Annotated in this window: 16 protein-coding genes, 1 other RNA gene and 1 pseudogene; 7 read left to right on the plus strand and 11 right to left on the minus strand. The window is 68.8% G+C overall.

Translation table 11 applies throughout. From position 1 onward, the window contains the following. Window positions 1-124 precede the first annotated feature (124 nt). The 4 genes from A3CQ_RS0135315 to ssrA all read left to right on the plus strand — a co-directional run bounded on the left by A3CQ_RS0135315 (window position 125) and on the right by ssrA (window position 2,947). A complete protein-coding gene (locus tag A3CQ_RS0135315; protein WP_020515675.1) occupies window positions 125-1,300 on the plus strand; it encodes a M23 family metallopeptidase in 1,176 nt (391 codons plus the stop codon). A gap of 46 nt (window positions 1,301-1,346) precedes the next feature. Continuing rightward, on the plus strand, window positions 1,347-1,823 hold the full coding sequence (gene smpB, locus A3CQ_RS0135320; RefSeq protein WP_020515676.1) for an SsrA-binding protein SmpB: 477 nt from the start codon (window positions 1,347-1,349) through the stop codon (window positions 1,821-1,823). A 38-nt stretch (window positions 1,824-1,861) separates the two neighbouring features. Next, window positions 1,862-2,545, plus strand: coding sequence for a cellulose binding domain-containing protein (locus A3CQ_RS59620; RefSeq protein ID WP_084699368.1), 684 nt, complete (start codon window positions 1,862-1,864; stop codon window positions 2,543-2,545). A gap of 23 nt (window positions 2,546-2,568) precedes the next feature. Further along, window positions 2,569-2,947, plus strand: a transfer-messenger RNA (tmRNA) gene (gene ssrA, locus A3CQ_RS58535). Window positions 2,948-3,098: 151 nt separating this feature from the next. On the opposite strand, the gene fxsT is transcribed toward ssrA, so the two are convergent. The 3 genes from fxsT to A3CQ_RS0135355 all read right to left on the minus strand — a co-directional run bounded on the left by fxsT (window position 3,099) and on the right by A3CQ_RS0135355 (window position 6,788). Continuing rightward, window positions 3,099-5,768, minus strand: a complete 2,670-nt coding sequence (gene fxsT / locus A3CQ_RS55175) for an FxSxx-COOH system tetratricopeptide repeat protein (RefSeq protein WP_084699369.1) — start codon at window positions 5,766-5,768, stop codon at window positions 3,099-3,101. Window positions 5,769-6,165: 397 nt separating this feature from the next. Continuing rightward, window positions 6,166-6,540, minus strand: coding sequence for a type II toxin-antitoxin system VapC family toxin (locus tag A3CQ_RS0135350; RefSeq protein ID WP_020515682.1), 375 nt, complete (start codon window positions 6,538-6,540; stop codon window positions 6,166-6,168). Then, window positions 6,537-6,788: a type II toxin-antitoxin system Phd/YefM family antitoxin gene (locus tag A3CQ_RS0135355; protein WP_026206564.1), complete on the minus strand. Its 252-nt coding sequence runs from the start codon at window positions 6,786-6,788 to the stop codon at window positions 6,537-6,539. Before A3CQ_RS0135355 ends, A3CQ_RS0135350 begins: the two co-directional genes overlap by 4 nt. 139 nt (window positions 6,789-6,927) lie before the next feature. On the opposite strand from A3CQ_RS0135355, the gene A3CQ_RS59625 reads away from it, so the two are divergent. After that, window positions 6,928-7,320 carry a DUF4357 domain-containing protein gene (locus tag A3CQ_RS59625; RefSeq protein ID WP_157296724.1) on the plus strand — a complete coding sequence of 131 codons (393 nt, stop codon included), beginning with the start codon at window positions 6,928-6,930 and terminating at the stop codon, window positions 7,318-7,320. A gap of 301 nt (window positions 7,321-7,621) precedes the next feature. On the opposite strand, the gene A3CQ_RS63230 is transcribed toward A3CQ_RS59625, so the two are convergent. From A3CQ_RS63230 to A3CQ_RS63240, 3 genes are read right to left on the minus strand one after another with little or no spacing between them, the layout of a single operon-like run. Continuing rightward, on the minus strand, window positions 7,622-8,371 hold the full coding sequence (locus A3CQ_RS63230; protein ID WP_342663723.1) for an MFS transporter: 750 nt from the start codon (window positions 8,369-8,371) through the stop codon (window positions 7,622-7,624). Then, a complete protein-coding gene (locus A3CQ_RS63235) occupies window positions 8,253-8,708 on the minus strand; it encodes a hypothetical protein (RefSeq protein ID WP_245577479.1) in 456 nt (151 codons plus the stop codon). Before A3CQ_RS63235 ends, A3CQ_RS63230 begins: the two co-directional genes overlap by 119 nt. Next, entirely contained in the window at window positions 8,639-8,875 is a 237-nt protein-coding gene (locus tag A3CQ_RS63240; protein ID WP_026206565.1) for a hypothetical protein, read from the minus strand. Before A3CQ_RS63240 ends, A3CQ_RS63235 begins: the two co-directional genes overlap by 70 nt. A gap of 179 nt (window positions 8,876-9,054) precedes the next feature. On the opposite strand from A3CQ_RS63240, the pseudogene A3CQ_RS63245 reads away from it, so the two are divergent. Both A3CQ_RS63245 and A3CQ_RS62290 read left to right on the plus strand, forming a co-directional pair. Beyond that, window positions 9,055-9,135: pseudogene (locus tag A3CQ_RS63245) on the plus strand (LuxR C-terminal-related transcriptional regulator); the annotation flags it as partial. A gap of 1,084 nt (window positions 9,136-10,219) precedes the next feature. Beyond that, window positions 10,220-11,800 (plus strand): hypothetical protein, encoded by a 1,581-nt coding sequence (locus A3CQ_RS62290; protein WP_020515685.1) that lies wholly within the window; start codon window positions 10,220-10,222, stop codon window positions 11,798-11,800. Between the two features lie 244 nt (window positions 11,801-12,044). On the opposite strand, the gene A3CQ_RS0135375 is transcribed toward A3CQ_RS62290, so the two are convergent. The 5 genes from A3CQ_RS0135375 to A3CQ_RS0135395 form a co-directional block, all read right to left on the minus strand. After that, window positions 12,045-12,416: a type II toxin-antitoxin system VapC family toxin gene (locus A3CQ_RS0135375; RefSeq protein ID WP_020515686.1), complete on the minus strand. Its 372-nt coding sequence runs from the start codon at window positions 12,414-12,416 to the stop codon at window positions 12,045-12,047. After that, complete coding sequence (locus A3CQ_RS0135380; protein WP_020515687.1) at window positions 12,416-12,667, minus strand: type II toxin-antitoxin system Phd/YefM family antitoxin; 252 nt, start codon at window positions 12,665-12,667, stop codon at window positions 12,416-12,418. Before A3CQ_RS0135380 ends, A3CQ_RS0135375 begins: the two co-directional genes overlap by 1 nt. Before the next feature lie 264 nt (window positions 12,668-12,931). Then, window positions 12,932-14,161 carry an RNA polymerase sigma factor gene (locus A3CQ_RS0135385; protein WP_026206566.1) on the minus strand — a complete coding sequence of 410 codons (1,230 nt, stop codon included), beginning with the start codon at window positions 14,159-14,161 and terminating at the stop codon, window positions 12,932-12,934. 27 nt (window positions 14,162-14,188) lie between these two features. Further along, entirely contained in the window at window positions 14,189-14,560 is a 372-nt protein-coding gene (locus tag A3CQ_RS0135390; RefSeq protein ID WP_020515689.1) for a YciI family protein, read from the minus strand. A gap of 32 nt (window positions 14,561-14,592) precedes the next feature. After that, window positions 14,593-15,252, minus strand: coding sequence for a DUF998 domain-containing protein (locus A3CQ_RS0135395; RefSeq protein WP_020515690.1), 660 nt, complete (start codon window positions 15,250-15,252; stop codon window positions 14,593-14,595). Window positions 15,253-15,317: the final 65 nt, after the last annotated feature.

Below are 15,317 nucleotides of genomic sequence, written 5' to 3' on the forward strand. Positions count from 1 at the left end.
GGGGAACGCGGCCGTTGGGCGTTTTAGGCAAATTCGGCCGATAGTGGGGGTACGGTGAGTCCCCGTGTGGTCCAAATGCCGACATAGGCCCCTTCTGGCGGTATGTGCGTGCTTAGTTGCCCTGATGGCCGCTCCGTCCCCGGCGGTCGCCGACCCGGGTGACGCCGCGCGGGCCGCCCGGGCCGTGGACCGCGCCTCCGCCGTACTCGAGAACGCGACCGCCCAGGCGCGAGCCGCGGCACTCCGCCTGCAGGCCGCCACCGCCGCGATGCCCGCCGCCCAGCGCCGGGTCGCCACCTCCCGCGGCGCCCTCGCCGCCGCCATCACCGCGGCCAACACGGCCGGGCGCCGGGCCAACGTGGCCCGCGTCGCCTATGCCAAGATCGCCGGCACCTACCAGCAGGCCCAGGCGGAGTTCGCCGACGCGCGGACCCGGGTCGACGAGATCGCCCAGGCCACCTACATGGGCAGCACGTTCTCCCGGATCAACGTGCTGGTCGAGGCGACCGGGCCGGCCGACATCATGGACCGGCTCAGCCTCGTCGACCAGCTCATGCGCACCCAGCAGCAGGACGCCGACCGGCTGATCCAGGCCCGTCGCACCGCCCGCTCGGCGCAGGACCAGGCCGGGCTGGCCAAGCGCGAGGCCGAGGAGTCCGAGGCGCTGGCGCAGGGCAAGCTCATGGCGGCCAAGGGCGCCCAGGTCGCGGCGCTGCGCGCGAAACAGGCGCTGCAGCAGCTGATGCTCAGCCGGCAGGCCGCGCTGCGCCTGGCCAACGCGCAGCGGGCCGCCGTGCTCGCCCGGTATCGGGAGGCGGTCGCCGAGGAGCAGCGGATCCGGGCCGCGTTGCGCGGCTGGGCGCTGAAGTCGGGGGAGGGGCGGTACGGCGGGGGCCAGCTGCTCATGCCGGTGAACGGATGGAAGTCCAGCGACTTCGGGGAGCGATACGACCCGTACTACCGGGTCTGGCAGTTGCACGCCGGCACCGACTTCGCGGCTCCCCGCGGCACGCCCATCCACGCCGCCGCCACCGGGCACGTGATCCGGGCCGGGTGGAACGGCGGCTACGGCAACTACACCTGCATCAGCCACGGGCGGCTCGGCGGGGTCGTCTTCCAGACCTGCTACGGCCATCAGTCGGCGATCCTCGTGCACGTCGGGGAGTACGTGCGCCGGGGCGAGGTGATCGGGCGGGTCGGCACCACCGGAGCGTCGACCGGGAACCATCTGCACTTCGAGACGCGCTTCGATGGCGTACCACGCAATCCCCTGCAATATCTGCCGTCCTGCCTTTGTTAGCTTTGGCGGGTTCGGTTCAGCTTCAGATCAGCAGGGGGTCGTCGGCATGCCACGGGAACAGGGGCGGAAGGTGGTCGCCTCCAACCGCAAGGCCCGCCACGACTACGCCATCATGGACACGTACGAGGCGGGGATGGCCCTCACCGGCACCGAGGTCAAATCGCTGCGGGCCGGGCGCGCGTCGCTGACCGACGCGTTCGGGCAGGAGAGCGACGGCGAGATCTACCTGCACGCCATGCACATCCCCGAGTACACCCAGGGCACCTGGACCAACCACGAGCCGCGGCGCACCCGCAAGCTGCTGCTCAACCGCGACGAGATCCGGAAGATCCAGGGCAAGCTTCGCGACGAGGGCATCACGCTGGTGCCGCTCCAGGTCTATTTCCACAACGGGTACGCGAAGGTGGAGCTCGCGCTGGCCCGGGGCAAGAAGAGTTACGACAAGCGGCAGGACCTGGCTACCCGCGACGCCCAGCGCGAGATCACGAGGGCGTTGGGCCGACGTAACAAAGGCGTGTCCTGATCAGGTACTGTGCCGGGCGGCCCTAGATCATCGAAGGGGTGGCCCGTTTGCCCGCAAAGCACTCCGCGCGTCCGCTCGGTCCGGCCCGTGTCTTCCTGAGCGCCGCCGCGGCCGTCCTCGTTCTGCTGGTCGTCTGGGTCGCGGTGCGGGCCGTCGGGCCGGCGGAGGCGGCTCGGCAGCCGCGGGTGGCGTTGCCGTCGATGCCGCAGGTTCCGATCTCGCCGTCGGCGTCCGCCTCTTCGTCCGCGTTTTCGCCTTCGCCTTCGCCCTCTGTCGCCTCGTCGTCGTCCGCTTCGCCGTCCGCCACGCCGTCGCGTACGTCGGCCCGGCCCACGGTGGCCAGTCATTCCCCCGTACCGGAAAAGACCACGACGAAGCCGAAGCCGACGACCCCCGCGCCGCCGGCCGATGTTTTCTCGGCGACGGTGAGCGTCGGGGCCAGCTGGGACCAGGGGTATGTGGCGTCGGTGCGCGTGCAGAACACGGGGAGCGGCGCCGCGAGTTGGAAGGTGACCGTCGGCCACAGCGACCTGAACAACCTGCGGCTGCTCGGCACCTGGGGCGCACACGGCTCGCAGAGCGGCGACAACGTCGTCTTCACCGGCGGCCCGCTAGCCGCCGGCGCCTCGGTCAACTTCGGCTACCAGGTCAGCAAGAGCGGCCGCGGCGGCGCCCGACCCTCCGGCTGCACCGTCGTGGGCGGCCGGTGCGGAGTGAGCTAAGATTGCAAGGTTGCACATGACCAGGGGGTGACTGGTTTCGACTTCGTACGTGGAGACAGGGGAAGCGAGCCGAGGAAGCCGACGTCGTCTCGAGAATCGGTCGTCGGAAAACAATAAGCGCCGATAACAATCGCGCTGACCAGTACGCTCTCGCCGCCTGAGGCGAGTAGCGGGTCTGTCGGGCTGGGAGCACCTCCGTCCCAGATCTCCGGCATCAGCTAGGAGGTTGGCCAACCGGCCCCGGTCGCGGGGGCTGCACGGCGAGATTAATCAGCGACTGGCCCTGTCATACCGACTTGCTCATGTGATCGGTAGGGGCGAGTAGAGGCATAGTGAGCTGCGCTCGGAGAAGCCCTGACAAAACAACGAAGGACCCGGGTTCGATTCCCGGCACCTCCACGAGTGTTTGGCCAGCCCCGTCCGCGGGAAGTGCGGACAGGGCTGGCCGACCCCGTGAAACCCCACGTTGCGGTCGTCGCGTAGAGCTGGCCGTCTGCGCTTATGATCGCGTTGTAAGGGCGACGCCCACCATTCTCACGACGCGCACGTGGACCTAAGTAACTGCTTCTTGGCTACTTTGCGGAGTATCTCGGCTCCACATCATTGCGGTTGTGACGGCTAGCACGCGGCGGTGCAGTGGCTGTGCTTTCATTGCCGCGCCTTGGCCTCGAGGGATTGGCGTGAGACTGCTGAGTCGGGCCGCCGTGTCTGGGTGGTTCAGGTCAAGGACAGTCTCGGTAATTGCCAGCGCTCGCCGGTGCAGTGATTCTGCGTCCACTTCACGACCGCGGTCTCGCAGGCTTAGGGCGAGATTATTGAGGCGGGTTGCCGTGTGCGGGTGGTATGGGCCAAGTGCTGCTTCGGTGATGGCCAGCGCTCGCTGCTGTAGCGGTTCCGCATCCTGAGCCATGCCCAGGTCGTTCAGCGTAATCGCGAGATTGTCCAGCCAGGTGGCAACATCGGGGTGGTCCGGGCTAAGGGCGACTTCGGTAATTGCCAGCGCCCGCCGCTGCAGTGGTTCAGCTTCCGCGATCCGGCCGAGATTTCGCAGGCTCAAGGCGAGATTGTTCAGTCGAATCGCCACCTGTGGGTGCGTCGAGCCGAGTGCTGCTTCGGTGATGGCCAACGCCCGCCGCTGTAGCGGTTCCGCATCCTGAGCCATGCCGAGATCGTTGAGCGTAATCGCGAGATTATCCAGCCCAGTCGCCACCTGCGGATGATCTGGACCGAGGCCGGCTTCACCTATCGCCAGCGCTCGCCGCTGCAGCGGCTCGGCCTCGTCGGCTCGACCAAGGTCTGCCAATGTGCTCGCGAGATTGTCCAGGCCGAGGGCTGTGACGGCGTGATCCGGGCCGAGCGTGGCTTCGATGATGGCCAATGCTCGCCGCTGGTGATCCAAGGCTCGCAGGAATCGGCCTTGGGTGCTCTCAAACACTGCCGTGTTTCCTAGCAAGTTGGCCAGTTCAATGTCGGAACTGGTCGCATAGTGGGTGGCGAGGGCGGTGACATGCGGGCTCAGAATTGCCCAGCGGGGCCAGTCTTCGACGGTGGTCTGCGGGTTGCTATGCGGTGCGGCTCGCGACAGCAGCTGCCCGGCCTGGCGCAGCGCTTCCTCCAGGAAGGTATCGGTTGTGTCCTCGGGTGCGGCTTGCAGCTCGGCGCGGATGGAGGCCTGGACCAGCCGGTGCATAGTTACGGTGCTGCTCGTGAGGGTGACCATGCTGTACGAGGCGAGTAGCCCAAGTGCCTGATCCAGGTCGGTGGCCGACGTGGCCAGCGGGGTGAGCACATCCCGGGGCAGATCATCGGGTGCCAGGCAGGACAGCACGTTCAGCACAGTCACCGCCGTCGGATTGCGCGCGGCGATCTGGGCAAGGGTGATCGTCCAGACCCGGGCGACCGCGCGTTCGGCGTTTGAGTCGACGGGGACTGCCGCCAACATCCTGGCCGGGTCCTGGCGTAGTCGTTGCAGGTAAGCCGCCATGCCGGTCCGGGTCTCTCGCAGGTAGGCGCCGGCCTGCTCCAAGGCCAGTGGCAGGCACCCTAGCTCCGTGGCCAGCACCTCCGCCGACGCGGCATCATGTTGGCCGGACAGCCGTTGCAGCAGCGTGACCGCCGCCGCCGAGCCCAGCACCTCCAACCGCAGACTGCCGTCGGTGATGTCCTCCCAGCCCACATCCCGGCGGGTCGTGATCAACACATGACCCCCACTCAGATCAGCCAGCAGAGGTTCGACATCGCCACGGTGCTCCACGTTGTCCAGGACCAGCAGCCAGCCGGGATGCGACTGAAGCCAACCGACTGCCCAGCTGGCCGCCTGTTCCTCCGTCGCTGCGACCCGCGCATCCGGATGTAACCGAAAGGTCAGTTCCGCCAACCCCGACTCGATCGCTTCCGGATGGTTCGCGATTACCCACCACACGACCGGGAAGTCGGCACGGCGGGCGTGGGCGAACTGTAGCGCCAGCTCGCTCTTGCCAACTCCGCCCAGTCCGTGTACCGCACGGGCCTGTACCACCGTCTCGGCACCAGCCGCTAGCAGGTGGTCCAGCTCGGCCAACTGCTCGTCACGGCCGACGAAGGAACGCACCGGCGGCTTCGGCAATCCCGCCAACCCGCCTGCCGGTGCCGGCACCGCCGACGGCCAGCCCAACGCCACCGTGTCAGCCACGAACGCCTGGGCACGATCTCCCGTCTGCACGACACCTTGAGCGCGGTGTGGCACAGCTGTTTCCCGACCGGTGGTCCGCGCATCGAGGTCAGCGCCCGTCACTTTGCCGGAGTCTTGTGGATGCTCCCCAAGTAGCTCGCCAGGAGTCATCCCGAAAACGTTGGCGAGCGCGGCGGCCTCGTCGACAGTCACGAAGTCCCGGACGCCTGACTCGATCTTGGCCAAGGTGCTTCGCGTGAGAGATGCCATTCCGGCCGCAACACACCGCTCAGCCACGTATCGAGCGGACCACCCCCGCTGTTGGCGATGTTTACGAATGTTGGCGGCAAGTACGGCGGCCTGACGCGGCGGTTCACTAGACGCGTCAAGCTGCTCCACAGCCGACCATCTTACCAACGTGGACCGCCTCCCTGCATTGCATCGATCTCTTAGGGCGAGCATACTGCTCTGCAGTGGAGCAGAGTGCTCTTGGGAGGAACAAAACGAGCAATGCGAGGGCGGAGTCGTGGAGTGGACGTTGTACGCCGCCCTTGCAAGCGCTCTGGGCGGCATAACAACCGCAATCGTCCACTTGTTGTGCGTTCGGGTGCGCTATCGGTACCGGACCCACCTGGCCAACTTGGCCTACCTCCAAGGCCAGGCGATTGAACCGGCGAAGATTCTTGACGCCGAAGGGCAAGCGGAGGCCAGCCGGGCGCCGGGCGGATTAGTGTTCCTGCGACGGCGCAAGCCTGTCGACGATGGAAGCACGTAGTTCTGAAGCGCGGTGCTCAGACGGCGCGCTTCGTCGATGCGGTTCAAGTGAGCGGACAGCACCTCCACGAGACGGTGGGCGGCGTGTGTTCGCGGAAGGCGCGGACCGCGCCGCCTCGTCATATCTGCTCCGGGGGCCCAGCCCTCGAAAACCGTCGGCGCGGTAGTTGCGGTGAGTGTCTTCGCGCGCGTGGTGTCAGACGGCGAGCGTTTCGACGTCGTACCTCGGGATCTCGGCGTCTCGGGTGACTAGCGTCAGGTGCTCCACCTGAGCTTGCGCGACGAGCATCCGATCGAACGGATCTCGGTGGATGAGCGGAAGCCGTCCGGCGACGATGCCGTGCTCGGCAGTGATGTTCAGATGCCGGAAGCCGCTGTCGCGGATGCGCTCAGCGAGATCGGCCGGCTTGTCGAGCTTGCCGATCGACTGCTTGATGGCCACTTCCCAGATCGTCGCCGGGCTTACGTAGACGTCCGGTTCATGGTCGAGCCGCTCCTTGATTTCGGCGGCGAGCGTGGGGTCGTCCGTAAGCCACCACAGCACGACGTGCGTGTCGAGAAGGAGGCTCATGCGAGACCGAAGTCCCGGGCGATGGACTCATTCACCTCTGGGGAGTCCCAGTCCTCGGCCACGACCAGCTGACCGGCGAGGGAGCCCCGACCAACCCTGTCGACCCGGCGATTCAACGGGACTACCTTCGCGACCGGGGTGCCGGCTCGGCTGATGATGATCTCTTCGCCGTGCTCAACTCGGTCGATGATCCGCGAGAGGTTTGTCTTCGCGTCGTGGATGTTGAACTGCGTAGCTGCGTCGGGCATCACGACCCCTCCTTAGCTAAGAGGTTAGCCCGGCGCTGGAGCGCTGGTCGAGCTTCAGCCGCCAAAATGCGCAGCCGGCGGCTGCTTGACTGTCTGTCTGTCACAGAATAACATTGTGTCCTGCGATGAGGAGGTCGTGATGATGCCGACAATCAGGGTCGACGATGACGTGTATGACTGGCTTCAACGGCGCGCAAAGCCGTTCGTTGACACGCCGAACAGTGTTCTGCGGCGTGAGTTGAAAATTGGTACGGCAGCTACGCCTGCCGCCCATGGTCGCGCAGGAGAGCTGAACGCCCTAGTACAGGCCGGCCTTCTTCGTGCGGATGAGGAGCTGATCTGGAAGCGTCGAGGGGTCAGCCACCGTGCGGTCGTCACATCCGGTGGAGCGCTCGAACTGGAAGACGGCCGGATTTTCGAGTCGCCCTCAGGTGCCGCTCGTGCGTTGGCTGGCTATGAGGTCAACGGCTGGCGCAACTGGGCCCGTGTTCGCGACGGTGTCCGTCTCGCATCGCTTCGTGACCAACTGTAGTTGCGAAGACCGTGCGATGCACTCACCGGACGAGGACCGTCCGCAGCCGTTGAGGCTGCTCGCCGTGGTTCAAGTACGCAGTCATCACCTCCCACGCCGTGGCGGCCCCCTGCTCGCGGAAAGTGCGAGCCGGGGGCCGCTCCGGTATTCCGCTCCGGGGGCCGAGCGGCGGACGCCCCGCGGTGCGGTGGTTGCGGCGCCTGGTGGTGGTTGCGGCGCGCGTTCCTGTGTCGGTGCTCGGCAGTGCTGAAGCCGTCGTAGGTCTTGGGGCGTCATCTCCGTGGCGGCCACGGGTTGTGGGTTACTGAGGCTGCGTGTTCGGGGCCAGCGCCGGGTAGGCGTGCCGCCCGCGTACGGCGAGGGTGACCGTCGCCCCGAGGGCGATCGTGAGCAGTCCGGAGATCAGTAGCGTTTGCCGGCCGCCGAGGACGGTCACCAGCGGGCCGCCCAGCAGGGTGCCGAGCGCGGTGGACGGGGTGGTCAGCGCGGTGCGCACGGCGAGGACCCGGCTCAGCGCCCGCGGCGGGGTGGCCGCCTGGAACAGGGCGGTGGAGATCGCGCTGAACGGTCCGTAGATCAGCCCCCCGATGCCCAGCCCGATCAGGCCCGGGACGACGGCCACGGTCAGGCCTAGCGGCAGCAGCGCCGCTCCCCAGCCGATGATGATCCACGCCACGACCTTCCATAGCGAACTGTTGCGGAGCGCGGCGGCGCCGAGCGCGCCGACCGTCGCGCCAATGCCGAAGACCGTCCAGTAGAGGCCGAGCAGGCTCGGCGAGCCGTGCAGCCCTTCGGCGACCTGGACCGTCAGTGCCACCTCCACCGGGCCGTAAAGGAGGAAGAACGCGCACGTGACGAGGACCAGACCGAGCAGGCGTGGCCGGTCGATGATCACCCGCCAGCCCCCGCTGGCGGATTCGGCCGCCTGGGTGCTACCGGTTGTCGGCGGGGCCGCCCCGCGCCAGCACGCGACCGCCAGGACGGCGAAGCTCGCCGCGTCGGCGCCGATGACCCAGCCCGGGCCGGTCAGCGCGGTCAGCGCGCCGGCCAGGGCCGGCCCCGAGGATGAAGGCCGCCTGGTTGAACGTCGACAGCAGCGCGTTGCCGACGACGCGGTCCTGCTCCGGCAACACCTCGGCGATCAGCGTGTACGTGCCGGCGCTTCCCCATGCGTGCAGCAGCGATGACACCGCCAGCAGCAGTACGTAGACGAGCGGGGTCAACCGGCCGGCCGCGGCCAGCACGGCGACCGTGCCCAGCGACGCCGCCCGCAGCGTCGCGTCCGCCGCGACCAGCTGGGACGCGGTCAGCCGCCGCATCACACCGGCCAGCAGGGCCGCGCCGACCGGGGCCGGCAGCGCGATCCGGCCACCGCCAGACTGATCCACACCGCGGCCTGGCCCGGTGGGGCGATCGCCAGCGCCAGCCAGGCCACCGCCACCATGCTCATGCCGTCGCCGAGGGCGGAGATCAGCATGCCGGGCAGCACGCGGCGCAGGACGGGATGCCGTAGCAGGCTGACGTACGATCCAGCCCAGGCAGGAATGCCGGTCATAAGTCACGCTCCGTCACTCGTGAGCTCCGATGTGATCAGCGTCGTGTGACGGTGGGGTCGGCGGCATCGGTGCCGGCTACGGAAAGCACCACGGATCTCACCACGTAGTCATCAGCCAGGGGGTACGCGATTTGGCAGCCGGGCGGCCGATCGAGGACATCTCGGCACGGGAGGTGGAGGTGCTCCGCCTGCTCGGCGAGCACCTGACCAACGCCGAGATCGCCGCGAAGCTGTTTATCTCCGTGCGTACCGTCGAAAGTCACGTCTCGTCGTTGCTGCGCAAGCTGGACGTGCCGGACCGGCGGGTTCTGGCCCAGCGGGCCGCCGAGTACGCCGAGCCGGACGCCGCCGGCCGGGCCGCGTCGGCGCCGGTTCTGCCCGTGCAGCTGACGTCGTTCGTCGGCCGGTGGCGGGAGCGCGACGAACTTGCCGAGATGATCAAAGCGCATCGGCAGGTGACGGCGGTCGGCGCCGGCGGCGTCGGCAAGACTCGGCTCGCGGTGACCGTCGCCGCCGACATCGCCGGTGAGTACGCCGACGGTGGGTGGTTCGTCGACCTGGTGCCGGTCACCGACTCCGGCATGGTGGTCACCGCGGTCGCCGGGGCGCTGGGCGTCGGCGAGGAGCCGGGTCGCGGCATCGGCGAGGCGGTGATCGACGCCCTGGCCGATCGCCAGGCGCTGCTGGTCCTGGACAACTGTGAGCAGGTGCTGTCCGGGGTGGCCACGTTCGTGGAGCGACTGCTCGCCGGGTGCCCGCGCCTGACGGTGCTGGCCACTAGCCGGGCTCGACCAATGGTGCCGTACGAGCACGTCTACGCGGTGCCGCCGATGTCGCTGGACGGCGAGACCGAGTCCGACGCCGTCGCGCTGTTCCTCGATCGGGCGACGGCGGTCGGTGCCGGTCCGGATCCGGTGCTCCGCGAGGACATCGCCGCAATCTGCCGGCGCCTGGACGGCGTCGCGCTGGCGATTGAGCTGGCTGCCGCCCGCTGGCCGACGCTGGGGCTGGAGGGCTTGACCGCCGGGCTCACCGATCAGCTGCGCGTGCTGACCGGCGGCTCGCGGGCCGCCGACCGGCACCGATCGGTACGGGCGGCGCTGGATTGGAGCCACGCCCTGCTCGACCCGGACGACCGGGCGCTGCTGCACCGCGTCTCGGTCTTTGTGTCGCCGTTCGGTTTGACAGCGGCGGCGAAGGTGGCCGGGCACGACATCGGCGCCACTGCCGACGGGCTGGCCCGGCTGGCCGAGCAGAACCTGCTCATGGTCGCACTGTCATCGGGCAATCGAATACCGGGCGCTGGAGACGGTCCGCCAGTACGGCGTCGAGCGGCTGGCCGAGATGGGCGAGCTGGACAGCACTCGCGCCAGGCATGTGCACTGGTGCCTGGACAGCGCCGCCGACCTTTCCGACGTACGCGCCGACTGGCGGGCCCGATTCGACAAAGTCGCCGACGATCTGCGGGCCGCTCTCGGGTGGGCCGCCGACCGCCTCGACCGGCGCCCGGACGCGTACCGTCTGGCCCGACGCCTCGCGGAACTCACCTTCACCCGCAACCTGCTCGGCGAGTCGCAGCAGCGTTTCGCGCAGGCCGCCGGCCTCGCCGACGACCCGGCCGAGGCCGCGGCGATGCTCCGACACGCGGCCACCGTTGCCGGCTGCGCCATGCGCGGCGACGAGATGCACCGTTACCGGCTGGCTGCCGCCGACGCCGCCCGCCGAGCCGGTGACCCGGCCGAAGCCGCCCGCGAGCTCGCCACCGCGGCCACCGACTCCTATCGATACTCGGGAAGCTTCGCCACGATGATCCCGCAGGCGCAAGCCCTGGCGCTCATCGACCAGGCCCGGGAGTCGGCCGGCGACGATGCGGCCGCGCAGGCGGCGATCGCGTTGGCCGAGGCGGCTGTCGTGCACGACGCGTTCGGCGGCGGCCACGGCTCGCCCACGAACGATGTGCCGCAGACGTTGGCCAGCGCCGAACGCGCGGTGGAACTGGCCCGGCGTACCGGGAACCTGCTCGCCGAGTCGGCTGCCCTGGACGCGCTACTGGGCGCCCAGTGCTGGGCCGGGCAGACGTTCGGTTCCGCTGCCACCGCACGTCGCCGCATCGAGCTGCTGTCGACCCTGCCGGTTACCCCTGCGACGGCCCGCGAACTGGTCGACGCGCTCGGTGAGGTCGCCGAGGCCAGTCTCGGCGCCGGCGACCTGCCCGGCGCCCAGCGATGGGCCCGGCAGCTGGCCGACCATCCGCTGCTGGCCGAGGTGCGGCACCGGGCGATCAGCTGGCGGATGACGGCCGGCGCCCTGGCCGGCGATCCGGGCGACACGCTGGGCCTGAGCGAACTGTTCCGGGAATCATGGCAACGGGCCGGGCGGCCCGCGAAGCCGGCGCTCGGCGCAGCCGTCGCCGGGGTGGCGATGATCCACGGTCTACGCGGCGATCAGAATGCTCGTCGCGCGTGGCTGAGCATCCTCGGCCAGCTCGGCGCCCCGGCCGGGCACACCTACGGCTACCGGGCCGTCTTCGACGCGATCGAACTCCTCCACTTCGGACGACCGGATGAGGCGCTGCAGCGGCTGGAACCGGAACCCGCTGAGGTGTGGCGGTGGGTAACCTGGATCTGGCTGCATTGGTACGTCGCCCTGAAGGCGGAAGCCGCCGTGCTGGCCGGCAGCACCGACACCGCCGAGCGAATTGCCGCTGCCCGCGCGGTGGTCGCCGGAAACACCGTAGCGGAGGCGATCGTCGACCGGGCCGAGGCGCTGCTGCGCGGCGACGCGACGAAGCTGATCGCGACCGCCGAGGTCTTCGAGACCGCCGGAAGCCGGTATCAGTGGGCACGGACCATGGCGTTCGCCGACGGCGACCAGGCCGCCATGACGGCTCTCGGCCTGGCCGCGATGACCGCCCGCGGCGCCTGACCCACCTTGCTCGGCACGCACTTACGCTGTGGCGACGCGAGCACCGAACGGAGTCTGAGTAACTAGGATGCCGGGTTCAAGTAAGCGGCAAGCATCTCCACTGGAGGCGAAGGCCCCGGTCTGCGGACTGCGCAGACCGGGGCCTTCCCATATTTCCGCTTAGCGGGCCGAGCCCCGACCAAAGGGGGCGGTGGTGGTGGTTGCGCTCGGTCGGTGGCCCGTAGCGCCTCTCGTGTGTGGGGCGCTATGCCGCCAGAATTTCTAGGTCGTATTTTGCGATCTCGGCGTCGCGGGTGACCAGCGTCAGGTGTTCTGTTTTCGCCTGGGCTATCAGCATTCGATCGAACGGGTCACTGTGCAGCAGGGGAAGCCGGGCTGCCGCGATGCCGTATTCAGCGGTGATATCTAGATGGCGGAAGCCGCTGTCGCGTACACGCTCGGGGAGATCGTCCGGCTTGAGCTTTCCAATCGACTGTTTGATCGCCACTTCCCAGATCGTCGCGGCGCTGATGTAGACGTCCGGCTCGTGGTCCAGTCGGTCCTTGAGCTCGGCGGCGAGCGTGGGATCGTCGGACAGCCACCACAGCACGACGTGGGTATCGAGGAGCAGGCTCATCAAGCGAGCCCGAAGTCTCGGGCAATGGCCTCGTTCACGTCGGGAGAGTCCCAGTCGTCCGCCATGGTGAGTTGGCCGGCGAGGCTGCCTCGGCCGGCCCGGTCGACCCTGCTGTTCAGCGGGATTACCTTGGCAACCGGTTTGCCGGAGCGGCTGATGATGATCTCTTCGCCGTGCTCCACGCGATCGATGATCCGCGAGAGGTTGGTCTTCGCGTCGTGGATGTTGAACTGTGCGGCTGCCTCGGACATGACGACCTCCTTAGCTAAGAGGTTAGTCCAGTGCTTGGCCGGCAGGCCAGGGCAGTCGAGGGTGCGGCGGAAGCACGGGCTCGGAGAGACGCTCGCGCAGACTCGTTGGTTCATTGGCCTGGGTTCAAGTAAGCAGCGAGCACCTCCGGCTCCGGGGGCCGAGCCCCCGGACGCCCCGCGGTGCGGTGGTTGCGAGGAGCGTGGCGGCGTCACGCGAGCAGGACGCCGACCTTGTCCTTCGCGATCTTCGTGTCGGCCATGAGGTCAGTGCAGTGCGGCGGCCCTCGCCTCGAACAGGGCGCGTTCGCGGACGTTCCGGGTCATTGCGGCGGCGCGCTCGAACTCCTGGCGGGCTTCCGCGGCGCGGCCCAGCCTTGCCAGCAGGTCGCCGCGGACGGCGGGCACCAGCGGGTAGCCGGGCAGGTTCAGGCTGTCGACGATCTCCAGGCCGCGGGCCGGGCCGTGCGCGTGACCGACGGCGACCGCCCGGTTGAGGTCGACGACCGGGGAGGGCGAGACGTGTCTGAGCACCTCGTAGAGCGCCGCGATCCGGCGCCAGTCGGTGTCGTCCGCGTGAGCGGCGCGCGCGTGGCACGCCGCGATCGAGGCCTGTAGGACGTACGGGCCGTACGTGCCTTCGGTCTCGGCGAGCGCCTTGAGCCCGCGCCGGATCAGCAACCGGTCCCACCGTCGCCTGTCCTGGTCCTGCAGCAGGATGGGGGCACCGTCCGGCGCCGTTCGAGCGGCGGTCCGGGACGCCTGGAGCTCCATCAGCGCGACCAGCCCATGCACCTCGGGCTCATCCGGCGCCAACGTGGCGAGGATCCGGCCGAGGCGTAGCGCCTCCTCGCAGAGCGCGGGCCGCATCCAGTCGTCGCCGGCCGTCGCGGCGTACCCCTCGTTGAAGATCAGGTAGATCACCTCGAGCACCGAGGCCAGCCGCTGAGCCACGTCGGCCGGGGGCGGGAGTTCGATCGGCACCCGGTTGTCGGCCAGCGTCCGCTTGGCACGGGTGATCCGCTGCCCGACCGTCGACTCCGACACCAGGTAGGCCCGGGCGATCTCCTCGGTGGTCAGTCCGCCGAGCAGGCGGAGTGTCAGGGCTACCCGGGACTCGGTCGACAGCACTGGGTGACAGGTGGCGAAGACAAGCCGCAGCAGGTCGTCGCCGACGTAGTCGTCCATGGCCGAGGCGATGTCCGGGTCCTCGGCGTCAGGCGTCTGGTGGCCAAGGAGCTGGAGCTTTTCCCGATACCGGCCCTGCCTGCGCAAAGCGTCGACGGCCCGGTGTTTGGCCGTGGCCATGAGCCAGGAAGCCGGATGGTCGGGCACCCCGCCGATGGGCCACTGTTCCAGCGCGATGACGAGCGTGTCCTGTGCGAGTTCCTCGGCGAGTCCCACGTCGCGCACCAGCCGGGCCAGCGCGGCGACAATCCGCGCGGACTCCATACGCCAGACGGTCTCCAGCGTGCGGCGAGGATCGGTAGCCGTCACGGCTACCGATCCTGCCTCATCGGCCGACTACGCGGGACCCGCGAAATCCTCCGGACCCATTACCTTGAGCACGTCGGTCTCGCCTTCCCAGCCCGCCCACAGGTCGCGGTGCAGGCCCATGAAGCGGGATGCCCACTCGATCGCTTCATCCTTGGATCGCACCTCGTAGAGCGCGTAGCTGATCGTCTCCTTGGCCTCGGCGAACGGCCCGTCGGTGACGCTCAGCCGGCTGCCGACAACATCCACCCTGGCGCCGGTGGCGCTCGGCGCCAGTCCCGCGGTGTCGAGGAGAGCGCCGGACGCGGTCGCCTCGGCGCCGAGCGCCATGATGGCCTCCATCAGCTCGGGCGGCGGTGGGCCGGCCGGTTGGGTCGCTTTGAGCAGAGTCAGGTAGCGCATGATCGAATCCTTTCAGTTTGAGGTGTCGTGATTCAGGCGGTCGTGTCCGCGAGGGCGCGGTAGAAGTGGATGCAGACCGTGGCGAGCCAGGCCCACACGAGCCCGACCGCGGCGACGAATGCCAATGTCGTCGGCCCGTGTGAGCCGCTGGCGATGCCCGCGAACCCGGCCAGGAAGACCACCCCGGTGGCGACGGAGAACCAGCCGAGCCCGCGCTGCCCCTCCCGCCGGAAGTAGTTGGCCAGCACGAAGCAGGCCACGATGAGGCAGAGGAAGCCGACGCCGCCGACGACGAAGTGCAGCGCGCCGTGCCAACTGATCGGCGTCGTCTCGGGCGTACCCACCGGAAAGCCCTGCGCCGGGTCGGCGCGGAAGATGCCGGCGCCGACGAGGCTGACGCCATAGACAGCGATCAACGTCGGCGCCAGCCGGCGACCAAGCGCACGGCGCAGCCCGAAGGCTGCCGCAACGGTCGCGAGGCCCGCGACGACGAAGTTCATGATCTGGATCCAACCCAGGTCGCCGTTGGCCAAGAGGCTCCAGGCGTGCTTGCTGAGGTCGAAGCCGTCGCGCGTGAGCGCCTGCGCCAGCGAGACACAGACGTACAGCGGGCCGGCGAGAACGCCGTAGCCCAGCAGGGATTTGGTGATCCGGTCGGCCGAGGTGCAGTCGGGAGTGGCGTACGTGGTCATCGCTCTTTCCTTCGTTCGAGGTCTTTACCTGGGCCTCGAACGGAGCGACCGGATTCCGACAGCGT

The organism is Paractinoplanes globisporus DSM 43857 (genome assembly GCF_000379645.1).
In the GTDB taxonomy this organism is placed as follows: Bacteria; Actinomycetota; Actinomycetes; order Mycobacteriales; family Micromonosporaceae; genus Actinoplanes; species Actinoplanes globisporus.

Bases quoted from the DNA above. Each gene is read 5' to 3' on its own strand.
- A3CQ_RS0135315 (WP_020515675.1), top strand. From the start codon at position 125: ATGGCCGCTCCGTCCCCGGCGGTCGCCGACCCGGGTGACGCCGCGCGG.
- smpB (WP_020515676.1), top strand. From the start codon at position 1,347: ATGCCACGGGAACAGGGGCGGAAGGTGGTCGCCTCCAACCGCAAGGCC.
- fxsT (WP_084699369.1), bottom strand. From the start codon at position 5,768: ATGCCGCCCAGAGCGCTTGCAAGGGCGGCGTACAACGTCCACTCCACG.
- A3CQ_RS0135350 (WP_020515682.1), bottom strand. From the start codon at position 6,540: ATGAGCCTCCTTCTCGACACGCACGTCGTGCTGTGGTGGCTTACGGAC.
- A3CQ_RS0135355 (WP_026206564.1), bottom strand. From the start codon at position 6,788: ATGCCCGACGCAGCTACGCAGTTCAACATCCACGACGCGAAGACAAAC.
- A3CQ_RS59625 (WP_157296724.1), top strand. From the start codon at position 6,928: ATGATGCCGACAATCAGGGTCGACGATGACGTGTATGACTGGCTTCAA.
- A3CQ_RS63240 (WP_026206565.1), bottom strand. From the start codon at position 8,875: ATGACCGGCATTCCTGCCTGGGCTGGATCGTACGTCAGCCTGCTACGG.
- A3CQ_RS62290 (WP_020515685.1), top strand. From the start codon at position 10,220: ATGGGCGAGCTGGACAGCACTCGCGCCAGGCATGTGCACTGGTGCCTG.
- A3CQ_RS0135375 (WP_020515686.1), bottom strand. From the start codon at position 12,416: ATGAGCCTGCTCCTCGATACCCACGTCGTGCTGTGGTGGCTGTCCGAC.
- A3CQ_RS0135380 (WP_020515687.1), bottom strand. From the start codon at position 12,667: ATGTCCGAGGCAGCCGCACAGTTCAACATCCACGACGCGAAGACCAAC.
- A3CQ_RS0135390 (WP_020515689.1), bottom strand. From the start codon at position 14,560: ATGCGCTACCTGACTCTGCTCAAAGCGACCCAACCGGCCGGCCCACCG.
- A3CQ_RS0135395 (WP_020515690.1), bottom strand. From the start codon at position 15,252: ATGACCACGTACGCCACTCCCGACTGCACCTCGGCCGACCGGATCACC.